The 21,773-nt window shown below is 70.4% G+C and carries 24 protein-coding genes; 9 read left to right on the forward strand and 15 right to left on the reverse strand.

All coding sequences use genetic code 11. From position 1 onward, the window contains the following. Positions 1-49: 49 nt before the first annotated feature. Positions 50-1,282, reverse strand: a complete 1,233-nt coding sequence (locus IEY61_RS26295; protein ID WP_189049031.1) for a benzoate/H(+) symporter BenE family transporter — start codon at positions 1,280-1,282, stop codon at positions 50-52. A 54-nt stretch (positions 1,283-1,336) separates the two neighbouring features. On the opposite strand from IEY61_RS26295, the gene IEY61_RS26300 reads away from it, so the two are divergent. Next, on the forward strand, positions 1,337-1,879 hold the full coding sequence (locus IEY61_RS26300; protein ID WP_189049033.1) for a helix-turn-helix domain-containing protein: 543 nt from the start codon (positions 1,337-1,339) through the stop codon (positions 1,877-1,879). 93 nt (positions 1,880-1,972) lie between these two features. On the opposite strand, the gene IEY61_RS26305 is transcribed toward IEY61_RS26300, so the two are convergent. After that, positions 1,973-2,173: a helix-turn-helix transcriptional regulator gene (locus IEY61_RS26305; protein WP_189049035.1), complete on the reverse strand. Its 201-nt coding sequence runs from the start codon at positions 2,171-2,173 to the stop codon at positions 1,973-1,975. Positions 2,174-2,261: 88 nt separating this feature from the next. Continuing rightward, positions 2,262-2,453, reverse strand: a complete 192-nt coding sequence (locus tag IEY61_RS26310) for a DNA-binding protein (protein ID WP_189049085.1) — start codon at positions 2,451-2,453, stop codon at positions 2,262-2,264. A 419-nt stretch (positions 2,454-2,872) separates the two neighbouring features. On the opposite strand from IEY61_RS26310, the gene IEY61_RS26315 reads away from it, so the two are divergent. After that, a complete protein-coding gene (locus IEY61_RS26315) occupies positions 2,873-3,058 on the forward strand; it encodes a hypothetical protein (protein ID WP_189049037.1) in 186 nt (61 codons plus the stop codon). 24 nt (positions 3,059-3,082) lie between these two features. Here IEY61_RS26315 and IEY61_RS31535 read toward each other — a convergent pair whose 3' ends face one another. Then, the gene (locus IEY61_RS31535) at positions 3,083-3,289 is read right to left on the reverse strand and encodes a response regulator transcription factor (protein WP_229706450.1); all 207 of its coding nucleotides are present in this window, start codon (positions 3,287-3,289) and stop codon (positions 3,083-3,085) included. Beyond that, a complete protein-coding gene (locus IEY61_RS31540; protein ID WP_229706451.1) occupies positions 3,286-3,546 on the reverse strand; it encodes an ATP-binding protein in 261 nt (86 codons plus the stop codon). Before IEY61_RS31540 ends, IEY61_RS31535 begins: the two co-directional genes overlap by 4 nt. A 62-nt stretch (positions 3,547-3,608) precedes the next feature. Here IEY61_RS31540 and IEY61_RS26325 point away from each other — a divergent pair, with 62 nt between their 5' ends. From IEY61_RS26325 to IEY61_RS26345, 5 genes are all read left to right on the forward strand, one after another. Next, positions 3,609-4,328: a PP2C family protein-serine/threonine phosphatase gene (locus IEY61_RS26325; protein WP_189049039.1), complete on the forward strand. Its 720-nt coding sequence runs from the start codon at positions 3,609-3,611 to the stop codon at positions 4,326-4,328. A 70-nt stretch (positions 4,329-4,398) separates the two neighbouring features. Further along, on the forward strand, positions 4,399-4,737 hold the full coding sequence (locus IEY61_RS26330; RefSeq protein WP_189049041.1) for a PadR family transcriptional regulator: 339 nt from the start codon (positions 4,399-4,401) through the stop codon (positions 4,735-4,737). Next, on the forward strand, positions 4,734-5,552 hold the full coding sequence (locus IEY61_RS26335; protein WP_189049043.1) for an ATP-binding cassette domain-containing protein: 819 nt from the start codon (positions 4,734-4,736) through the stop codon (positions 5,550-5,552). The genes IEY61_RS26330 and IEY61_RS26335 overlap by 4 nt, the downstream gene beginning before the upstream one ends. Beyond that, complete coding sequence (locus tag IEY61_RS26340; protein ID WP_189049045.1) at positions 5,549-6,241, forward strand: ABC transporter permease; 693 nt, start codon at positions 5,549-5,551, stop codon at positions 6,239-6,241. The genes IEY61_RS26335 and IEY61_RS26340 overlap by 4 nt, the downstream gene beginning before the upstream one ends. Before the next feature lie 48 nt (positions 6,242-6,289). Beyond that, a complete protein-coding gene (locus IEY61_RS26345) occupies positions 6,290-7,534 on the forward strand; it encodes a hypothetical protein (protein WP_229706452.1) in 1,245 nt (414 codons plus the stop codon). Positions 7,535-7,552: 18 nt separating this feature from the next. Here IEY61_RS26345 and IEY61_RS26350 read toward each other — a convergent pair whose 3' ends face one another. From IEY61_RS26350 to IEY61_RS26395, 10 genes are all read right to left on the reverse strand, one after another. Continuing rightward, positions 7,553-8,635, reverse strand: a complete 1,083-nt coding sequence (locus IEY61_RS26350) for an NAD-dependent epimerase/dehydratase family protein (protein ID WP_189049089.1) — start codon at positions 8,633-8,635, stop codon at positions 7,553-7,555. 100 nt (positions 8,636-8,735) lie between these two features. After that, positions 8,736-9,035: a hypothetical protein gene (locus tag IEY61_RS26355; RefSeq protein WP_189049047.1), complete on the reverse strand. Its 300-nt coding sequence runs from the start codon at positions 9,033-9,035 to the stop codon at positions 8,736-8,738. A gap of 39 nt (positions 9,036-9,074) precedes the next feature. Then, a complete protein-coding gene (locus IEY61_RS26360; protein WP_189049049.1) occupies positions 9,075-9,560 on the reverse strand; it encodes an anthrone oxygenase family protein in 486 nt (161 codons plus the stop codon). Positions 9,561-9,638: 78 nt separating this feature from the next. Further along, complete coding sequence (locus IEY61_RS26365; RefSeq protein ID WP_189049051.1) at positions 9,639-10,811, reverse strand: acyltransferase family protein; 1,173 nt, start codon at positions 10,809-10,811, stop codon at positions 9,639-9,641. Then, complete coding sequence (locus IEY61_RS26370; RefSeq protein ID WP_189049053.1) at positions 10,808-12,109, reverse strand: glycosyltransferase; 1,302 nt, start codon at positions 12,107-12,109, stop codon at positions 10,808-10,810. The genes IEY61_RS26365 and IEY61_RS26370 overlap by 4 nt, the downstream gene beginning before the upstream one ends. Before the next feature lie 37 nt (positions 12,110-12,146). After that, the gene (locus IEY61_RS26375; RefSeq protein ID WP_189049055.1) at positions 12,147-13,067 is read right to left on the reverse strand and encodes a diacylglycerol/lipid kinase family protein; all 921 of its coding nucleotides are present in this window, start codon (positions 13,065-13,067) and stop codon (positions 12,147-12,149) included. After that, the gene (locus IEY61_RS26380; protein WP_189049057.1) at positions 13,054-14,049 is read right to left on the reverse strand and encodes an NAD-dependent epimerase/dehydratase family protein; all 996 of its coding nucleotides are present in this window, start codon (positions 14,047-14,049) and stop codon (positions 13,054-13,056) included. The genes IEY61_RS26375 and IEY61_RS26380 overlap by 14 nt, the downstream gene beginning before the upstream one ends. Then, a complete protein-coding gene (locus tag IEY61_RS26385) occupies positions 14,049-15,095 on the reverse strand; it encodes a thiamine-phosphate kinase (RefSeq protein WP_189049059.1) in 1,047 nt (348 codons plus the stop codon). The genes IEY61_RS26380 and IEY61_RS26385 overlap by 1 nt, the downstream gene beginning before the upstream one ends. A 1-nt stretch (position 15,096) precedes the next feature. Further along, complete coding sequence (locus tag IEY61_RS26390) at positions 15,097-16,083, reverse strand: UbiA prenyltransferase family protein (RefSeq protein ID WP_189049061.1); 987 nt, start codon at positions 16,081-16,083, stop codon at positions 15,097-15,099. A 90-nt stretch (positions 16,084-16,173) separates the two neighbouring features. Further along, positions 16,174-17,262: an aminotransferase class I/II-fold pyridoxal phosphate-dependent enzyme gene (locus tag IEY61_RS26395; protein WP_229706453.1), complete on the reverse strand. Its 1,089-nt coding sequence runs from the start codon at positions 17,260-17,262 to the stop codon at positions 16,174-16,176. An 865-nt stretch (positions 17,263-18,127) separates the two neighbouring features. On the opposite strand from IEY61_RS26395, the gene IEY61_RS26400 reads away from it, so the two are divergent. Both IEY61_RS26400 and IEY61_RS26405 read left to right on the forward strand, forming a co-directional pair. Continuing rightward, positions 18,128-20,494 carry a beta-xylosidase/alpha-l-arabinosidase gene (locus IEY61_RS26400; protein WP_229706454.1) on the forward strand — a complete coding sequence of 789 codons (2,367 nt, stop codon included), beginning with the start codon at positions 18,128-18,130 and terminating at the stop codon, positions 20,492-20,494. 216 nt (positions 20,495-20,710) lie between these two features. Beyond that, a complete protein-coding gene (locus IEY61_RS26405) occupies positions 20,711-21,757 on the forward strand; it encodes a hypothetical protein (protein WP_189049065.1) in 1,047 nt (348 codons plus the stop codon). Positions 21,758-21,773: the final 16 nt, after the last annotated feature.

Genomic DNA, 21,773 nt, shown 5'->3' on the forward strand with positions numbered 1-21,773 from the left:
CAGCGCCAGCGCCCACGGCATCGCAGTAGCGCGGGTCCGGTAACCGGCGTCAGCGATCAACTTCATGATCGACTCGCTCTTCACGCGGGGCGGGTGGGACGGGCGCGGTGGCCGGGGTGCCGGCTGGACGGGTGGTGCGGGAGCGGAAGAGCAGGAGCATCAGGCAGCCGGCGATCAGACCCCAGAAGGCGCCGCCGATGCCGGCCAGCGAGACGCCGGAGGCGGTGACCACCAGGGTGACCACCGCGGCCTCCCGGGCGGTGGGATCGGTCAACGCCGACGCCAGCGCGGCGGCCAGCGCGCCGAGCAGGGCGAGCCCGGCGACCGCCTCGATCAGCACCGGCGGCGCCCAACCGACCAGCGCGGTCACCGCCCCGGCGCCCAGCCCGAGCAGCGCCAGTCCGGCACCGGCGGTCACCGAGGCGACCCAGCGGCGGTCCGGATCGGGGTGCGCGTCCGGACCGGCCGCCAGCGCGGCGCTGATGGCCGCCAGGTTGACCGCGTGCCCGCCGGCCGGGGCGGCGGCCATGCTGGCCAGCCCGGTGGTCCGGAGCACCGGGCCGAGCGGCGGCCGGTAGCCGTAGCCGACCAGCAGGGCGGCGCCGGGCACGTTCTGCGCGGCCATGGTCACCAGGAACAGGGGGAGCGCCAGGCCGACCACGGCCGACAGGCTCCACTGCGGCATGGTCACCTCGACCACCGGGCTGAGTCCGCCGACGCCACCGCCCGCCGGGGCGGTCAGCGTGATCGCCACCACCGCCACCACCAGCGCACCGGGCACCGCCCACCGCCGGGCGAAACGGTGCAGCAGCAGCCAGGAGAGCAGTACCGGCGCGGCCAGCAGGGGCACCTCGACGAGCGCGCGAACCGGCGCGGTGCACAGCGGCAGCAGCACCCCGGCGAGCATCGCGCCGGCGACCGGTTTGGGGATCGCCGCTACCGCCCGCCCCAGTGCCGGAAAGAGCCCGGCAGCCACGATGAGCGCTCCCGAGACGAGGAACGCCCCGACCACGACCGGCCAACCGCCGGCAACCGGCCCGGTGGCGACCAGCAGCGCCGCGCCCGGCGTGGACCAGGCCACGCTCAACGGCAGTCGGTGCCGTAGCCCCAGCCAGGCGGCGCAGAGCCCGGACGCGACACAGAGCACGAGCAGCCCGGAGGCGGCCTGGCGCTCGGTGGCCCCGACCGCCCGCAGCCCGGCCAGCACCACGGTGAACGAGCTGGCGAACCCGACCAGGGCGGTCACCACCCCGGCCAACACCGGTTGCACCCGTCCCGCCATCCCCCACCTCAATCGTTCCTTATACGGAACACCAGCGTGTAGCACCATAGCGGGGTGCCGCAGTCACCACCAGAACCGGACCCCACGGCGGTCGGTCGACGGGTCCGCGCCCTGCGTGAGGCGCGGGGAGTCTCGTTGTCCGCGCTGGCCAGGCGGGCCCGGATCGGCAAGGCGACCCTCTCCGGCCTGGAGAACGGCACCCGCAACCCCACCCTGGAGACCCTGTACGCGGTCACCGCGCAGCTCGGCGTACCGCTGGCCGCCGTGCTCTCCGGGCCGGCGGCCGAGCCGATCGTGCGTGGTGCGGCGGTCAGCGCCACCCTGCTGGAGGTGTTCGACGACGCGGACGCCACCTACGAGCTGTACCGGATACGGGTCGCCCCCGGCCCCGGCCAACTCTCCCCCGCGCACCAGCCCGGCGTCACCGAGCACGTGACGGTCTTCGCCGGGGTGCTGCGCGCCGGGCCGGCCGACGCGCCGCTGACCGCCGCCGCGGGCGGACACCTGCGCTGGGCCTCCGACGTGCCGCACATCTACACCGTCGTCGGCGACGAAGAGGTCGCCGCCAGCCTCCTCCTCCGCTACCCCCGGAGGTAAGGAGGGAATGCAAGGAAGGGCCCCCTCTTAACGCCTGGTGTAGGTAAAGGGTCCCTTATTAACAGCGCCAGGCAGGAAGAGCCGCCAGGCCGGTTACGCCTCCGACTCCTCGGCGAGGTGAGGACGGTTCCGCCTGATCCATTCCTCAACGTCCGCGATCCGCCAGACGGCACCCATGCCCAGCACGTCGTATGGCTCCGGGAAGTCCGCCCGGTCGATGATCTCGCCCGCACGCTGCCTGCTGACGCCCAGGCGTCGGGCGATCTCACCGCGCCCGTACAGGTGCGTTGGCATGCGCGCAGGTTAGCCCTCACCAGGCTCGGTCGGCGGCCTGAGCGACGAAGCCACGCCGGGCTTAAGGTGGTGCGCCAGCGGGCGTCGGCTAGTCGCCGCTCTCGCTGTCCGCGAGTTCGCTCCGATGCTCGGCAATCCACCGCTCGACGTCTTCAGCCAGCCACACACGGCCCTGTTCGAGTTCGGCGGCCGGCTCGGGGAATGACCGGCGCATGGTCAATTCGTAGACACGCTGCCGGCTGATGCCACCGAGCCGCACACGAATCTCATGCGTGCCCATCAGTCGGAGCTTCGCCACGGTCTGACGTTAGGCACGCGGGTACCAGTCGCGCGTCAAGCCTGACGCACGACAACCCGTCATGGGTACTTGACGCGCGACCGGGAAGAGGCGACGCTAAAGCACGGCGACCGGGGAAAGGCATTCGGGCCCCCGAGGACGCCTCCAAGTCCCGCGTAACGGAGGTCGGCACGTGCCTGAGCAGAGACCCGTGGAACGCAGCCCCCAATACCCGATGGCACCCCCAGACGCCGGGACGGATCTACGGTCCGCGCGACGACGGCACGCCTCGGGTCACGCCTGGCGTGTATCTGCTGACCCGGAAGGCGTCGGTCCAGTTCCGCCAACCGATCACTGTCCGCGTGATTCGCGAGCGTACGGAGCGGCGCACGTACCACGGATGGACGTGGGTTGACTGTTACGTGCTCGACGCGCGGGGCGACGCCATCGCCCGCCGTGAGCTGTTCGTGATGCCGGGACTGCTGGTCTATCTGGTGACGTTGCGCGAGGAGGCCGCCGAGCAACTCGCCGAGCTGGGCTCGGCCACGCCGCCGGCTAGTCTGCACAAACGCTTCACGGACTGGGTGCCGGTCCGCCGCTCGGCGTAGCCGCCTGACGCCGGCCGGCGCGGGTCAGTGGTCGGCGGGGGTGGGTGCCGTACGGCGCTGCCGGACCGCCCAGAGCGCCACCTCGGTACGCGAGGCCGAGCGGGCCTTGCGCAGCAGGTTGGACACGTGCACGGTGACCGTACGCACCGAGATGCCGAGGGCCCGGGCCACCTGCTTGTTGGACATCCCGGCGACCAGACAGTCGAGCACCTCGACCTCCCGACCGGTCAACTCGGCCCACCCGACGCCCGCCGAAGACGAGAGGGCGGCGCGGGGCTGTGTAGTCGGGCGGTGCCGCTGAGTATCACCTCCGGGCGTGGGGTGAAGCCGTCCAGCGCGGCGGCGACCAGCAGACTCTTGCCCACGCCGGCGCCCCCGGTGACCACGGCGACAGCCGGCGACCGGCGGCGATCACCGACCACGGTGGACCACGTCCGGTCCAGCTCGGCCAGCTCACCGGCGCGCCCGACCATGGACACCGGCAACATTCCCCCACCCTAGGTAGTAGTGCGTAGAGACGCGGCGAGGGTGTTCTTGGCAAGCTTGTCTCATGACGCTGATCCTCCGCTCGGCCATCCTCAACGACATCGGCCTGGTCCGCACCAACAACGAGGACTCGGCGCTCGCCGGCGAGCGCCTCGTCGCGGTGGCCGACGGAATGGGCGGGTTGCCCGCCGGAGAGGTGGCCAGCGAGATCGTCATCCGGATCCTCGACGAGCTGATCCCGCCGACGGACCCGGACGCCGCCGTCGACGCGCTGCGCGCGGTGGTGAGCACGGCCAACCAGCGCATCCACGGCGCGATAGTGGCCGACCCGGCCCGCGACGGCATGGGTACGACGCTGACCGCCGCCCTGCTCGCCGGTGACACGCTGGTCCTCGCCCAGGTCGGTGACTCCCGCTGCTATCTGCTCCGGGAGGGCCGGCTGCGCCAACTGACCCGGGACGACACCTTCGTGCAGGCCCTCATCGACCAGGGGGCGCTGACCCGGGATCAGGCCCGGCACCATCCGCAGCGCTCGTTGGTGACGCGGGCGGTGCAGGGTGCGGACGCGCCACCGACGATGGGGATGCTGACGGTGGCCGCCGGAGATCGGTTGCTGCTGTGCAGCGACGGGCTCTCCGACTACGTGCCGGACGAGACGATCGCCGCCACGCTGAGCCTGCACGCCGACCGTCAGCAGTGCGGCGAGCAGTTGGTGAAGTTGGCCCACCAGGCCGGCGCGCCGGACAACGTCACCGTCGTGGTCTCCGACGTCGTGCCCGGCTGAGCGGGTCGCGCCGGGGCCCGGATCCGCTAGGTAGTTGTGCCATCTAGATAGCACCGCTAGGGTTCGGCGAATGGATTCCGACCGTCGCGGGCAGTGGCTGCGTGGAGTGCTCGACCTCTGCGTGCTCGCCCTGCTGCGCGACGGCGAGTCCTACGGCTACGAACTCGCCCAGTCGCTCGATGCCGCGGGTGTCGGGCCGATCCAGGGCGGCACGCTCTATCCGGTGCTGCTCCGGCTGCAACGCACCGGCCTGGTCACCGCGCAGTGGCGGGCGGGCGCGTCGGGCCCGGCCCGCAAGTACTACCAGCTCACCGACGACGGGCGGGCGGCACTACGGCACGGCGGCAACGCCTGGCTGGCGTTCGTGGCGCCGGTGACCGGCATCGTCACGAAAGGGGTCGACGGGTGAACGCCGACGAGTGGCTGCGGGTGTTCGCGGCCGAGTTGCACCAGCGCCGGGTGGCGGTCGACGCCGCCCGGCACGTGGTCGCCGAGGCCGCCACACACCTGCGCGAGGGTGGGGGCGACCCGTGGCTGGTCTTCGGCGCGCCGCAGGCGTACGCCGCCGCGATCGTGGAGACCATCGGCACCGCGCCCGGCCCGCGACCCGGCCCGGTCCGGCTGCACGCCCGGGGCATCACCAAGCGGTACGGCCGACGCACGGTGCTGCGGGACGCGACGCTCACCGTACGGGCCGGGCAGATCGCCGCCGTGGTCGGCGCCAACGGCTGCGGCAAGAGCACGTTCCTGCGGATCTGTGCCGGGCTGATCTCACCCGACGCCGGTGAGGTGACCGTCTCCGGCCGGCTCGGTTACTGCCCGCAGCAGGGCGGCACCGTCGACTTCCTGCTGCCCGACGAGCATTTCGTGCTGGTCGGCGCCGGGCAGCGGATGGCTCGGGACCCGGCTCGACGCGCCGGCCGGGCGGCAGCGCGGCAACTCGGTTGGGAGGCCGAGCGGGACGTGCTCGCCCGACACCTCTCCGGCGGCACCCGGCAGAAGCTGAACCTGACCATGTCCACCCTTGCCGAGCCGGACGTGCTGCTCCTCGACGAGCCCTATCAGGGCTTCGACCAGGGCAGCTACGTCAACCTCTGGGACCAGTTGGTCCGGCTGCGCGACGAGGGGAAGGCCATCGTGGTGGTGACCCATCTGCTCAATCAACTCGACCGGGTCGACGTCGTGCTCGACCTGACCCCGGCCCACCAGGGAGGCCGTTCATGAACCGGCTGGTCACCGTGGCCGAGATGACGCTGCGGGAACTGGCGCGTCGTCGGGGCGTACTCCTGCTTCTGTTGTTGATGCCGTTGACCTTCTGGCTGATCCGGCGGGACTCGCACGTCGGGCAGTCGGTACGCGCGCTGCTGCTCGGCATCAGCTGGGCGGTCAGCACCGCCGCGCTCTTCGCCACCAGCGCCGCCCGCGAGTTGGAACCCCGGCTCCGGCTCGCCGGTTATCGCCCGCATCACCTCTACCTCGGCCGGATGCTCGGCCTGTGGGTGCTCGGGCTGGCCGTCTCCGTGCCGTTCTTCCTACTCACCGTGGTCGACACGACCAACCTGCGGTACGGCGGGATCGCCGTGGCGATGCTCTGCTGCGTGCTCGTGGCGGCACCGTTCGGCATGGTGATCGGCGCGCTGCTCCCCCGCGAGATGGAGGGCACCCTGCTGCTGCTCACCGTGGTGGCCATGCAGATGCTGCTCGACCCGGCCAGTTCCGGGGCGAAGCTGACGCCGTTCTGGTCCAGCCGGGAGATCGCCACCTGGGCGGTGGACCACACCGACGGTGGTTACCTGAGCCGGGGCGTCCTGCACGCGGCGGTGGTCACCGCGCTGCTGATCGTGACGGTGGCGGGGGTGTTCGGCGTCCGACTGCGCCGCCGCCGGCATCTGCACCACGCACCGCTCGTCTGAGCAGCGATGGTGCTCGCTCCGGAGGGCAACTGCTTCTAGCATCACGGGGTGCGTCTGAGACCCGTCATCGCCCTGGTTGCCGCCATCACCGTCCTGTCCGGCTGCGGCGGCCCGTCCGTGCCCCGAGCCGACCCACGAAGCGTCCAGCAGCCGGGCGTCGGCGGCGCCGACGCGCCGGTCGACGAGGGCGAGCAGCCACAGACCGAGCCGTCGGAGGGCGCGCCGTCGCCGAGCGGGCAGGCCACCCCGTCGGCCCGTACCGGTCCGGGCGGTGCGCCGAGCGGCGCCAGCTCGCCACGACCCGCCAGGTCAGCGGGCGTACGGAGCGGAAACCCGGCCGGCCGAGTCGCCGTACCGGCTGCGGCGCGGGCCGTCGACACCTCGAAGCCGACCCGCACCGTGGGCAGCGGCACCCCGGCAAGCTGCACCTCGGCGGCGGTGGTCCGGGCGGTGGCGGCCGGCGGGATCATCACCTTCGACTGCGGCCCCGACCCGGTGACGATCAAGATGACGGCGACCGCCAAGGTACGCAACGCCAACGGCCCGCAGGTGGTGCTCGACGGCGGCGGCAAGGTCACCCTCAGCGGGCAGGGCCGACGGCGCATCCTCTACATGAACACCTGCGACGCGCTACAGGGCTGGACCACTTCGCACTGCAACAACCAGGATCACCCCCAGCTGACGGTGCAGAACCTGGTCTTCGCCGACGGTGACGCCACCGGCCAGCGGACCGACGGCGGCGGCGGTGGTGCGATCTTCGTCCGGGGCGGCCGGTTCAAGGTGGTCGACTCGCACTTCGTCGACAACCGCTGCGATCGCACCGGCCCGGACCTGGGTGGTGCGGCCATCCGGGTGCTCGACCAGCACGACAAGCAGCCGGTGTACGTGGTGAACAGCACCTTCACCGGCGGCTCCTGCGCCAACGGCGGCGCGCTGAGCAGCATCGGCGTCTCCTGGGAGGTGCTCAACAGCACGTTCCGGGGCAACGCGGCCGTCGGCAACGGCGCCAACCCGGCCAGGTCCGGCACCCCGGGTGGCGGCAGCGGCGGCGCGATCTACTGCGACGGCAACGAGTTCTCGGTACGTGCCGCTGGCACGATCATCGAGGACAACGACGCGAAGGAGGGTGGCGGAGCCATCTTCTTCGTCAGCAACAACCGCACCGGCACCCTGCGCATCGAGGGTTCCACCCTGCGGCGTAACCCCAGCCACGGCTTCGAGACCAAGGGCTACCCCGGCATCTTCTTCCTCGGCGCCGGCCAGCCCGTCACCACCGACTCCACCCTCCGCTGACGGCCAGCACGAGGCCGGTCAGTAGGGGTTGCCCTGGCCGGCCGGGCGGGCCTTGAGCAGGGCGGCGGGGCGGCCGGGCAGGGTGGGGGTCGCGGAGAGGGGTGGGCTCAGGGTGCCGGCGCGGTCGGCCATGCCGGCGAAGAGTTCCTTCAGGGCGGCGACCGCGTCGACGCGGGGGTGCCAGCCCAGCTCGGTCTCGGCCCGCTCGCTGGACATCAGCGGCGCGTTCAGCGCCAGCTCCACCCAGCCGGCGTCGACCGGCTGCAACCGGGCCCGCCAGGTCAGCGCTGCGGCCCCGCGCAGCACCGGGGCGGCCACCGGCACCGTCCAGCCATGGAAGTGCCGGGCCACCAGCTCCGGGGTCAGCACCGGGTCCGCGGCGACGTTGAAGGCACCGCGCACGTCACCCAGAACCGCCCGGGCGTACGCGTCGGCCACGTCGTCGGCGTGCACCGCCTGCATCCGCAGCCGCCGGTGGGCGGGTACCAGCGGCAGCCGGCCGAACCGCAGCAGCCGCACCGGCACGAGCGGCCCGAGGAAGTAGCGGCTGATCTCGGTGCCGGCCTCCCGCTGAAAGATCAGCCCCGGCCGCAGCCGCACCACCCGCAGCGCCGGATGGGTCCGCTCGATCCCGTCGAGCATCTCCTCCACCGCCGCCTTGTCCCGGCTGTACGACGACCCGGCCACCCCGGTCGCCGGCCAACGCTCGCTGATCGGCCGGTCCTTCGGGCCGGGCGCGTACGTGCCGACCGAGGAGGCGTACACCAGGGCCGGCACCCCGGCGCGCAGCACCGCGTCGACGACCGCCCGGCTGCCTCCCACGTTGGTCCGGCGCAACTGTCGCCGGTCGTGGCTGGGCTGGATCTGCCAGGCCAGGTGCACCACCGCGTCGGCACCGGAGAAGAGCCCGGTCAGCTCGTCCGCCGCACCCGGCGACCCGATGTCGCAGGAGTGCCAGCGCACCCCGTCGTACGGCTCACCGGCTCCCGCGTGCGGCAGTCGCCGCGCCACGCCGACGACCTGGACGTCGCGCTCCCGCCGCAGCCGGCGCAGCAGCGCGGTACCGACGTTCCCGCTCGCCCCCACCACCACGATCCGCATGCCCGGTCCGTACCCGGTCAGCCGCTTCCCAAGCATGACCGCCCACACCGTCCCGCGGTCCGCTCACGGGGGCCGGGGCCGGTCGAGGCGGTGCCGCGCTTCAGGGACGGGGTGAATGGCGAACCCAGGGACGCTTCATGTCCCGCCGACCGGTCGTGGCGGCCACACAGCGCGGACAGATCCAGCCGGCCGGGTCCGCCGCGGTGAGCTGTTCGGTCGCGGTGTAGTCGAGCGGCACGTGCGGGAAGCGGCGCAGCCGGGTACGGCTCAGCGGCAGCCCACAGACCGTCTGGTTCTGCCCCGGGTGCCAGGCGTGCGCCTCACCGGCCGGCTCCCGTACGCCGTCGGGCCCGGTCTGCTCGCTGGACGCGGCCACCGCGGCAGTGCTGCTCGTCCTCATGCCCGGACGTTCCCCGCCCACGGCCCGCCACACCGGCATTCAGCGGGCGAGCAGCGCGCCGATCAGGCACCCGAACGCGGCGACCGAGCTGACCGTCCGCACCAGGTTCCAGCGCACCCAGGTGGCCTCGAACCACTGCCGGACCGCCGTCAGGTCGGTGATCCGCTCGACCGGCCCGGCGGCCTCCAACCGGTTGTTGAGCGGCACGTTGCACCGGCCGGTGACACCGAGCGTGACCAGGTGGCAGAACAGCGCGGCGACGAGCCAGCCAAGCACCGCGCCGCCGTCGCCGACGTACCCGGCCACGGCCACCGCGACCAGCAGCGGCCCACCCAGGAACGCCGTCAGGAACCAACCGTTGATGATCTTCCGGTTGATCGACTGCATGGTGCCGATCAGCGTGCGATCGTCGGTCGCGGCCAGACCCGGCATCACCGAGCAGGCGTACGCGAAGAACAGCCCCGCCACCAGCCCGGTGGCCCCGGTGGCTCCGGCCAGAACGGCGATCCGGACCGGTTCCGGCATGCCGCACCTCCCCTGTAGCGGTGCCGATCCTGCCGTGGTGCCGGCCGAACCGATCCTGCCGAGGGTACGCCCTGCCGATCAGCTGGCAATTGGCGGTTGTCGTACCAGGTCGGGGGGAGCGGGCTGCGGCGGCAGAGCCTGGGGCGCACCAGCGGTGATCCGGCGGGATCTGCTGAACCTACGCGTCAGCGGCCGCTCCACGCCGGTGTAGAGCAGCGCCGCGAACCCCAGCGTCACCAGGTAGGCCACGACCAGGGCGACGGTCGCGCCCATGACGCCCCAGCCCTCGCCGGCCAGCTGGCTGGCGAACCAGAGCACGATGATGTGGATCAGGTAGAACGCGAACGACACGTCCCCGAACCAGACGGCGGTACGTCCGCGCAGCGGTGAGCGCTGCCCGGTGATGTCGGCCTGCGCCCCGGCGGCCACCAGCAACGCGGCGGGGATCACCATCGCCACGACCACCGAGAAGAGCAGCGGCACCACCTCGGAGATGCCGTAGAAGACCAGCGTGAGCAGTGTGGCGGTACGCAGGCTCACCCGGATCCGGTCTTCCCGGACGAGCCGGGCCAGGACGATCCCCACCACGAAGTCCAGCATCCGGCTCAGCGGCAGGAAGTACACCAGCCAGAACTGGGGGAACGACGCGTTCGCGTAGTTGTAGACCGGCTCCGTGGGGAGGAATGCCATGGCGAGGAAGGGAATGGTCAGCATCGCCGCGACGAGGCCACCTGCGGTTGGCCAGAGCCACCGGCCGGGGATCCTCCGGACGGCAGCGAACAACCATGGAAAGGCGAAGTAGAAGAGCACCTCGGCGCTGAGCGACCAGCTCGGGGTGTTGATCCCGTTGAGGATGGTCATGTCCGGGAACCAGCTTTGGACCAGCGCGAAGTTCGCCAGCGTCGGCCACAGCTGCACGCCCTGACCGGTCAAGATCAGGAGGATGACGATGACGGCGCAGACGACCAGGTTGTTCGGCATGATCTTGGCCGCTCGGCGACGCCAGAACGCCCGTTTCGTGTCGCCATCCTGGACGGACCAGGCCAGGACGAATCCACTGAGGATGAAGAAGAAGTTCAACGCCGCGGATCCGGTGCGGCTGAAGATCAGGAAAAACCAGTCTTCGAGCCGCTCATCGGCGAAGAAGCCCATCAGCGTCGCGTGGGAGAGAAACACGATGATCGCGGCGATCATCCGCATCCCGGTCAACGTCGGTAGGCGGTCGGGCACGTTCGTCAGCTTCTGCGTCATCGGCGGCCACCCTCGAGGTTGGCGGGAGTCTCATCTCTGTGGACCGGCCGCCGTGTCCGCAGCGCCTCCTCGGCGACATCGGCGGCACGGCGGAGGCCGTCCAATTCCGCGATGCGACGTTGGCATTCTCGGGCGTTCGCCCGGTAGGCCGGCTCGTGGTAGACCTTGTCGATCGTTGCCCGCAGCACTGACGGCTTCGCCCGGTGCACCGGGAGGAACTCCCCCACACCGAGGTACTTGAGCCGCGCGGCCACCCCGGGCTGGTCGTTCGCCACCGGCAGCGCGACCATCGGCACGCCTTTGGCCAACGATTCCAGGGCTGTGTTCAGCCCGGCGTGTGTGATGACGAGAGACGCCCGCTCGAGCAGGTCCAGTTGCGGCGCGTACGGGACGACGATCGGCGTGCCCGGCAGATCGGCCGGAGGTTCCATCTCCCGGCTGCCGAGAGAGATGACCAGTTGCGCGTCGAGCCCGACGCAGGCCGCCGCGATGGTGTCGAAGATCTGCGGTAGACGGTTCTGCAGGGTGCCCATCGAGGCGTAGACCAGTGGCCGGCCGTCCAGCTGCTCCCAGGGAAAATCGACGGGCTCGCTGCTGCCTTCGTCGTGGAAGGGGCCGGTGTAGTGGAAACAGTCGGGCAGTCTCTCACGCGGGAAGTCGAAGAAGCGTGGCTGCTGCGCGATCTGGGCGAGACTCGAGCCGTCGTTCAGCCCACGGACGGGCTTCATCCCCCACTCGGCGCGCCGCTCGTTCACCAGGCTCACCACGGGTCGGATCACGCGGTCGATCACCCGGTGGCCAAGCACGTTGCGCATTCGGGCGGGGAGAGAGGCGCGGTAGGGCCAGGCCGTCATGAAGGGCGGCACGGCCGGCTCGGAATTCAGTGCCAACGCGCCGCAGACGGTCACGTACGGGATGTCGAACCGTTCGGCGACGCTGTTGGCCGCGCCGTAGACCTGATCCACCAGCAGACCGTCCATCCGGTGTCTTTCCAGCAGTGGCGGCAGGTCGCGCAGCAGGACCTCGACCTCGCGCACGTAGGCGCGGACGATGAATCGAATGGCCGCGAGCCCGCTCAGCTTTCCCTGTTCTTCGGAGAAGCGGGCCAACGAGCCGAGCGGAAACTCGCGCTCACCGATCGGCGCGAACTCGAACCCGGCGACGTACGGCCGCGTTCCGGCGTCCGGCAGGGCGATAAGGGTCACCTGATGGCCGCGCCGAAGCAACTCCCGGCCGAGCGTGGCCATCGGGCTGAGGTGGCCGGTGTAGTCGGGGCAGATCAGACCAATGTGTGGCACGACAGGCCTCCCGCCGGGTCTTGCTTCTTCGAAATCCTCATACCACCGTCAACAGACGCGACGGATGCACCGAAAATGCGGCCGGCGTGTATCCGACGATCTCGCCGTCCACCTCAAGCGGCAGTGGCGTGTCCGCGTCGATTCGTAAGGTGCGCACCTGACGACGACGGATCGCGGGATGTCCCCCCGCGTTTCCCCGGAACACCTGCCACATCAGCCCGATCACGCCGATTCGTCCGACGCCGAGCGCCTGCACGACATCCAGATGGCCAGCTTCCGGAGGCTCCGCGGAACCGAAGGTCAGACCACCGGCGATGTAAGGGACCTTGAGCACCGCGATGTTGGTGACGGCCTGACGCGACCGCTCCCCGTCCATGTCGAGCCGCACCTCGACCGGCTTCCAACCCGCCAACACCCGCGCACTGGACGCGGCTTCGGCGAACTGGAGGTTGAGCCGTTTGAGCACCCGGTTGACCGGCGTCTTCTCGGTGAACGCCCGCCCGATCACGCTGACCAACCCGGCCGTGCAGCTGGCCAGGAAGAAGCGGTGGGCGGAGGTGCCGTCGGCCCGGCTGAACGTCACCGCCCCGACGTCCGTCTCGCGATCGCGGGTCCGGTCGAGAAGGCAGCCGAGGTTCGCGACCGGAGCCCGGCCGCGGGCGAAGTCGTTGCAGGTACCGGCGGGCACGTACCCCAGCCGAACCTTCTCGTCGCCGGCCTCCAGCACCCCGTTGGCGACGTCGGAGAGCGTGCCGTCCCCACCGACCGCGATCACGGTCCGATATCCGTCCAGAACGGCCCTGCGCCCAAGCTCGATCCCGTGGCCGGGGTAGCGGGTACGCCAGCAGTCGGCAGCGGGCAACTCCGCGGCAAGTCGCTGCTCGATCATCCGCCGGCGTTGGACTCCCGAGGTCGGGTTGACGATGCAGACCACCCGCTCGCCGTCATCCGCGACCATGGGCCTCTTCCCTCTCCAACCAGTTGATCGTGCGGCTGAGGGCTTCCGCCAGGCCGACCCGGGGCGTGTAGCCGATCGACTTGATCCGGCCGAGGTCGTAGCGCATTCCCCCGGCGACGGACCGGACCGCGTAACGGGTGAGCATCGGCCGGCCGGACCGGGTGCCGATGCCGGCGAGCCCGGCGAGTTCGGACAGGGCCGCCACCATCACCGCAGCGGAGAAGGGAATGGACCGGTGCGGCGGCAGCAGGCCGACCTGCTCGGCGACCCGGTCGAAGAGTTGTCCCACGGTCAAGCCGTACGAGTCGCCCACGATGTACCGGCCGCCCGCGCAGTCGGGCGTGGTGCCGGCCAGCACGATCGCGTCGGCCAGGTTTTCGCTGTAGGTCAACTCGATCGGCGCCGCGCCGCGGTCGAAGTGAACCAGTTTGCCGTCCCGGAGCCCACGCACGATCTCGGGAATGAAGTGACGGTCACCCGGCCCGAATATCCAGGCGGGGTAGATGACCGTGACTTCGAGCCCGCGGCCATCGTACGACCAGGCGAGGTTCTCTCCGGCAAGCTTGGACCGCGAATACGCATGGGGCGCAACCAGCTTCGGTGACGTCTCGTCGGTGACGCCGTGGGCGTCGAACCCGAAGACGTCCACGGTGCTCAGATAGACGAACCGGTGAACACCACAGCGCATCGCCTCGTCCAGGAGAGCCTGCGTGCCGTCCCGGTTCACCTGCCAGATCCGGCGGCCGGGCCGCCAGTCGCTCAGTTCGGCAGCCGCGTGCACCACGAGTTGGACGCCATCGGCTACGCCTCGGAGGGATTCCGGCTTCGTCAGGTCGCCCACGTGTTCCGCATACTTGACCCCTCCAGGAGAGGGCTCGCGCACGAGGCCCCGCACCGACCACCCGGCCCGTAGCAGCGCGGCGGCGACCGCCCGGCCGACGCAGCCGGTCACCCCGGTCACCAGCGCGACACGATCCTGCATCACCGTCCTCCTGTGACCAGCGCACGGAGGTCGGCCAGCAACGGCCCGGTAGGGTCGATCGTCCGCATGCGCAGCAGCAGGTCACCCAGGTCCCTCCGCGAGTCGGACTCGTCGAAGAGCACCAGCTCCTGGCCCGCGGTCAGCTGCCCGACACGGACTGCGGTCAGTCCCTGTTCGGCCAGCGCCCGTGCGCAGCCGTCCGCGTCGGCGGCGTCGACCGCGTACAGCAGCTCGAACTCGCCCCACTCGCCGGCAGCCATGAACCAGCGGGGCAGTTCACAAGCGTCGGCGAGCGCGGCTGCGGCCTGGTCGTACACCTCGTTGCGCAGCGTGACCTCGACCCCCAGACCGTTGATCTCGGCGAGGCTCACCGCCGCGCTGAGCAGCCCGTCGCTGGTGTCGATGCATGCCCGGGCGTACGCGCGCAGCGTGTCGCCCGCGACCACGCGCGCCTTGGGCAGCCACGGCTCCTGGTCGGTCAGCCCCAGTGCGGAGCTGCGAAACCCAGCGGCGTTACCAGCTCCTATGCGGCCCGTCACGTACAGCGCGTCGCCGGGCTGTGCTCCGATCCGGGTCAGGAACCGACCGGATCGGAGCGTGCCGATGGCGCACGAGGTGAAGCTCTCCTCGTTCGCCCAGTTGGTGTCGCCGCCGACGATGTGACAGCCGTACCCGGCAGCGGCGTCGGATGCACCGCGGCCGAATTCACGGGCGGCTTCGGCAGTCCACTTCTCTTTCTGAAGCGAGCACGACACCAGGACCGCGACGGGGTCGGCAGCCACGGCCGCGAGATCGCTCACGCTGACGGTGGTGGTCAACCATCCCTTCTCGTAGGGCGTCGAGGCGGTGGCCAGTTCGGCGCCGCCGTTCAGCGTGTCGACCGTTACCGCGAGAAGCCCACCGGTGCCGAGGTCGAGCAGTTCGGCGTCCGCTTCGAAGGCGCCATTGAGTTGGAGCGGAGACCGCATCATGCCGTCGCGGATAGCGGTGATCATGCTGCCCTCGGCCGCATCCAGGCACAGCCGGGTCCAGGCGGTGGAGGTCATGTCATGCCTGCCGGGAGGACCGCGTCGCGCGGAGCGTGAACTCCAGGTAGAGCATCATGGGGATGGTGCCGATGAGGAAGAACGTCGGTTCGTGCAGCGCGCCGAGCGACAGGACGAACAGCGTGGTCGCCTTGGTGAACCACAACAGCGCCTCGTATGCCCTGGTCTCCGGTGCCCGGACCAGCGTCAGCAGGCTCTGGGCGAAAGCCAGCGCCGAGACGCTGAGCAATATCCCAAATGCAGTCGTCGGATAGATGCCTCCGGGGCCGACGCCCGCCACGGCACCCGCCGCCGCGGCGACCAGCGCTATCACCGGAAAGACCACGGCGACCCGGCTGGCCGACCGAGCGCCCAGGGCCACCGGCAGCGTCCGGTAGCCGGCGACCCGGTCGCCTTCGATGTCCTTGAAGTATCCGACGAGGCAGAAGCCACAGAGCACGACGGCGACCAGCGCCGTCTGGAACCACGTCACCGCCGGGATGTCCAGCCATCCCCGGTCGGGCCGGACCGCTACCGCCCCGAGCACGGTGAACAGCGACATGTCCACGCCGTTGGCGATGTTGCCGAGCATCGGAATGCCCTTGGTCCAGGTGTAGACCAGATGCCCTGCGATCGCGATGACGCCCCATATCGCCACTGCCGGTGCGACGATGACGGCCACCACGAGGAGGGCGGTGGACAGTGCCAGAGTCAGCCCAAGCCCGACATGGGGGTTGATCAGCCCGGCAACGAAGGGTCGATCCGGGGCGTTCACCGCGTCCGCCTTGCGGTCGAACCAGTCGTTGATGACCACGCCGACGCCGTAGCCGAAGACGCAGAACAGCAGGCCGATGGCGATGGTCGCGGCGGTGGCCCCGGCCCGCGGCGCCGTCATGCCGACCAGACCGGCCGACAGGGACAACGGTACGAAGTGGAACCTCCACATCCTCGCCCACGCGACCGCCCTGTCCTGAGGGCGAAGTGGGGTCTGGATCTGGCTGACGCTCATCTGGCCTCCGCTCGCATGGTTGACGCACCGCCGTAGCTCATGGACAGCGCGGATTGATCCCGCCCGGATCGACCTGGCGGCTCAGCCGGCTCACGCAGCGCCCTGCGCGGCGAAGTCCTCCAGCGCCCATTCCGGCGGCGTCAGCTCACGGATCTCGGCGAACGCCGCCACCGCACGCTTGAGCTGTTCCGGGGTGTGCGTGGCGGTGAAGCTGGCCCGTAGCCGGGGCGAGGCCGCCGGTGGGAGCACCGCGTTGACGTACACACCGCGCTCCATCAAGCTGCGCCAGGCGAACATGGCCGGGACGGCGCTCTCGAACGGCACGCACACGATCGGTGCTTCGCTCGGCAACGGGTCGTAGCCGAGAGCGGCCAGTTCGCGGTGCACGTATGACGCGTTCTCCAGTGCCTGCCGGCACAGCCACGGCTCGTCGCGCAGAATGCCCAGGGCCGCCCGGGCGGCGGCCAGGCTGGCCGGTGGGGCCGCCGCGCTGAAGATCAGGCTGCGCGCGTGATGGCGTAGATAGTCGATGACCTCTTCCGGACCGAGCACCGCTCCGCCGACCGACGCCAGCGACTTGCTGAAAGTGATGGTGATGAGGTCGATCTGTTCGGTCATGCCGAAGTGGGCGCTGGTGCCCCGGCCGTCGGCGAGGACGCCAAGGCCGTGCGCGTCGTCGACCAGCAGGCGGGCGCCGTACTTCCGGCACAGCTGGACCGTTTCGGGGAGAGGACACAGGTCGCCGGCCATCGAGTAGACCCCGTCGACCACGACCAACCGGTTCGCGTCCGGCGGGCAGCTCGCCAACCGCCGTTCCAGGTCTTCCATGTCGTTGTGGGCGAACCGCCACACCTTGGCGGGGCTCATGCCACAGGCGTCGTAGACCGAGGCGTGTGCCTCCCGGTCGATGATGACCACGTCGTTGCGCGACACCAGTGAGGCGATCGCACCGAGGTTGGCCTGGTAGCCCGTCGGGAACACCAGGGCGGCCGGCATGCCGAGGAAGTCGGCGAGGTCTCGCTCCAACTCCTCGTGCAGCGAAACGTTGCCGTTGAGCAGCCGCGAACCGGTGCGCGACGAGCCGTACTCCTCGATCGCCGAATGCGCGGCGGCACGCACCCGAGGGTCGGAGGTCAGACCGAGGTAGTTGTTCGAGCCGCACATGACGACCTCGCCCATCGGCGTTTGGGCGATCGTTGCGTCCGACCCCTCGAAGCGGGTGAAGTAGGGGTAGAGCCCAGCTGACCGAGCCGCACGGGCGTCTGTGTACGACCGGCAACGAGCGAAGATATCTGTCGTCACGGTTCTCGTGAGCCCTTTCTCATGCGGACTCTTTATTACCAGGGACGATTGCGACAGAATCGCACCGTCAGCCTTTTCCATTGCGCAAGTCGTGGGGAGTGGACACCGAACCGACTCGCAAGGGAATGGTGATCGGGCAGACTCCATCGGCGTGCAAAACGCACGCTCGCCTGCCGAAGGAACCCCCGTTGTCGCCTCAGCTACGCTCCGCCTAGCGGATCTTTCTGGACCGCCTTCACTTTATCCACCATGTCAAGGGGTTCACGGTGAGTAACAATCAGCGCAGGTCGACAGATCGACCCATGATCCGGCCTTAAAGCCATTGGGCTGCGCTGATGTAGCCATTGTCGGCCGTCTAAGAGATCAGGGAGTCGGGCGGCGCGGCGACGCTCGGCGAGCCGTCGCACCCGCACGACGTACCGCAGTCGGCCATGCGGCACCAGCGGCGGGAACCACGCCCATCCCGACCATCGAGGGCGGCAACACGACGAAGCCCGCCCTTTGGCTTGCCGCCAGAAGCCCAGACGAAACTTTTCCGAGAATCGGCGCCCTGGCACCGACCTAGATTGACGGCAATTGCCCGCGTCCGAGCCCTACCGCGCGCCGCACCACCGCCGCTATCCTAACCATCGATGCCGATCACCGATCGCCCATCTTCCGGAGATTATCCGGAAATTGCCCCCTATCCTCTCGGCGTCGCCACCGGCGCCGAGAGCCTTCGTAGCAGCGATAGGAGACGACTGTGACAAGCAGCGTTGACGGCCGCAGGCACCCGGCGACAGCCGTGCCGGACGATGTCGACGGTGGTCCGTATCAGCGATGGCGCGATTCCGCGTTGCCGGTCGAGGAACGGGTGGCCGACCTGCTCGCCCGGATGACCATCGAGGAGAAGGTCGGTCAACTCCGGTCGATCTGGATCGGCGGATCAGCTACCGGCGACGACCTGGCGCCGCACCAGCACACCCTGGCCGACAAGACGCCGCCCTGGGAAGAGCTGATCGGCAGCGGGCTGGGTCATCTGACCCGGACGTTCGGCACCGCGCCGGTCACCGCCGAAGAGGGCAGCGCCACCCTGGCCCGGCGGCAGACCGAGTTGATGGCCGCCAACCGGTTCGGCATCCCGGCGATCGCGCACGAGGAGTGCCTGACCGGCTTCATGACCCTGGGCGCGACGATCTTCCCCATACCGCTGGCATGGGGCGCCACGTTCGCCCCGAACCTGGTCGAGAGGATGGCGGCCGAGGTCGGCGCGAGCATGCGCGGAGTCGGCGTGCACCAGGGCCTTGCGCCGGTGCTGGACGTGACGCGCGACCTGCGATGGGGACGCGTCGAGGAGACCATCGGCGAGGACCCCTATCTGGTCGGCACGGTCGGCGCCGCGTATGTCCGCGGTCTCGAGTCGGCCGGCGTCATCGCGACGCTCAAACACTTCGCCGGATACTCGTCCGCCCGCGCCGGCCGCAACGCGGCGCCGGTGTCGATCGGGCCGCGAGAATTTTCGGACGTGCTCCTACCCCCGTTCGAAATGGCGGTACGCGACGCCGGGGCCCGCTCGGTGATGCCCTCGTATTCGGAGATCGACGGTGTGCCGACCACTGCCGACGCCGGCATCCTCACCGATCTGCTGCGGGACGAGTGGGGCTTCTCCGGCACAGTGATCTCCGACTACTACGCGGTGTCCTTCCTGGAGCTCCTGCACGGGGTGGTGGGCGAGCCGGCAGAGGCCGCCGCCCTCGCCTTGGCGGCAGGACTGGACGTGGAGCTTCCGGGCGCACGGTGCTTCGGGGCACCCCTCGTCGAGGCGGTCGCCTCCGGAGTGGTGCCGGAAGGTCTGCTCGACCGGGCGGTCACCCGGGTGCTGCGGCAGAAGTGCGAGCTGGGCCTGCTGGATCCGGAGTGGCGGCCGGACCCGGTCGCCGGTGACGCCGTCGACCTCAACTCACCTGAGGCCCAGGACCTGGCGCGGCAGATCGCCGAGGAGTCGGTCGTGCTGCTCAGCAACGGCGGCACGCTGCCGTTGCCCGCCGACGCGCGCATCGCTGTCGTCGGACCGCTCGCCGACGACAACGTCGGAATGCTGGGCTGCTACGCCTTCCCGAGCCACCTCGGCCGCCAATATCCGGACCTGCCGGCGGGCGACCAGACCCGTACCTTCTGGGAGGCTCTTGGTACGGAACTGCCCGGCGCGCACCTGACGCTCGCCGCCGGCTGCGGTGTGGACAGCCAGGATCGCACGGGGTTGGCCGCCGCACGGTCGGCCGCTGCCGAGGCCGACGTCTGCGTGGCCGTGCTCGGTGACCGGGCCGGCATGTTCGGCTCCGGCACCTCCGGCGAGGGCTGCGATGTCACCGACCTACACCTGCCGGGCATACAGGCGGAGTTGCTGGACGCCCTGCTCGAAACCGGCAAGCCGGTCGTGCTGGTGCTCCTCTCCGGCCGTCCGTACGCGCTGGGCCGGTGGGCCGACCGGCTGGCCGCCATCGTCCAGGCGTTCTTTCCCGGCCAGGAGGGCGCTGGCGCGGTCGCTGGTGTCCTGTCCGGGCGGGTCTGCCCGAGCGGGCGTCTGCCCGTCAGCGTGCCGCGCGCGCCCGGTGGGCAGCCGGGCACCTACCTGACCCCGAAGCTCGGCATCCGCAACAAGGTCAGCAACATCGACCCGACCCCGCTGTTCCCGTTCGGGCATGGGCTGTCGTACACGACCTTCGAGTGGGACGCCGACGGCGACACGCCGGTGGAGATCGAGACCGACGGCACCCTCGCCATCGAGGTCACTGTCCGCAACGTCGGCGAGCGCGCCGGCGCCGAGGTGGTGCAGCTCTACCTACACGACCCGGTGGCGCAGGTGACGCGGCCGGTCGTCCAGCTGATCGGGTACGCCAAGGTGCTGCTCGAACCCGGCGAGGCACGCACCGTCAGGTTCCGGATGCACGCCGAACTCACCTCGTTCACCGGCCGGGCCGGCCACCGCATCGTGGAGCCGGGCGAGATCGAGCTGCGGCTGTCCGAATCCAGCGCCGAGCACCGTCACGTCATCCGGGCACGGCTGGTCGGACCGGAGCGGAAGGTCGGCCACGATCGGCACATGACCACTGAGGTGACGATCGCGTAATCCCACGCTCGTCAATGATCAAGGCGTCCTTCAAGTCGGTAGTAGTGGCCCCCAGGAAACGGGTGGGGACTTGAGGGGCGCCTTGATCGCGAGGCTTGTCGACGAGATGATCCAAGGTTCGGGGTGCCGATCGCACGCGACCCTCGACGGGACCCTGTTCGACGAGACATCCGAAAGATCTTTCCTCCCCGGGCATTCGTCTGCGACGATGCGAGCATGGCGGTCAGCGCGACATCCGAGTCGACGACGCTCAACACCACAACGCCGCGCGAAGACGCGATCGCGGTCATCTTCGGCGCCTGCCTCATAGCGGGCGCCATGGCCGACGGTTGGGCGCATGTCAACATCGTCGACACTCTGGAAGGCTTCTTCACCCCCTGGCACGGGCTGCTCTACGCGGGTTTCACCGCCAGCGCGGCCTGGATCTTCTGGCTCGCGTACCAGCGGCGCGACGCCTCACCCATCTGGTGGCGGGACGGCTGGCCCGCCGGATACCGGTTGGGCGCGTTGGGCGTACTGCTGTTCCTCGTCGGCGGCCTGGCCGACATGATGTGGCACGAGTTGCTGGGCGTCGAGGTGGGACTGGAAGCGACCTTCAGCCCCAGCCACATCGTGCTCGGCGTGGGCGCCGTGCTGATCGTGACGAGCCCGTTGCGGTCCTGGTGGGCGTCCGGCGGCGATGGCCGGCGCGCGGCCAGCGGCCTGGCTTCGCTCGCGCTCGGCCCGATGGCCGCCACCATCCTGCTCATCCACTCGTCGGCGTTCGAGACGAGGGCACCCGTTACCCGGTACGTCGAAGACACCGGTCAGGCGTCCGGCCTCGACGCGCCCGAGCGCCTGTACGCGATCACCGGTGTCGGCAGCTATGTCGTCACCACGCTGCTGGTGCTGATCCCGGTACTCCTCGCGTACCGGTCCACTCGCACGGCCGGCGCGACGACCGCCGTGGTGGCCGGCGTCGCGCTGTTCAACATGGTGGTGTACGAGTTCCCCACCCCGCAGGTGCTCGGGGCGCTGCTGGCGCTCGTCGGAGCTGCCGTCGCGGACGCCACGCTGCTGCGGCTGGTCCGCGTCGATCGCTGGCGTCTGCCCGTCATCGGAGCCCTCGCGCCGGCGCTGGTCTGGTCGGGGCACCTGCTCGGCCTGCACCTGGCCGAGGGCCTGCGCTGGCCGCCGGAGATGTGGACCGGCGTACCCGTGCTGACCGCACTGCTCGGCGCGCTGCTGGGCGTCCTCGCCGCCCGTCCCGTTCCCTCCTCCTGACCGGGGCGCTCTCTAC

This window comes from Micromonospora sonchi, from assembly GCF_014646235.1.
GTDB classification, from domain to species: Bacteria; Actinomycetota; Actinomycetes; order Mycobacteriales; family Micromonosporaceae; genus Micromonospora; species Micromonospora sonchi.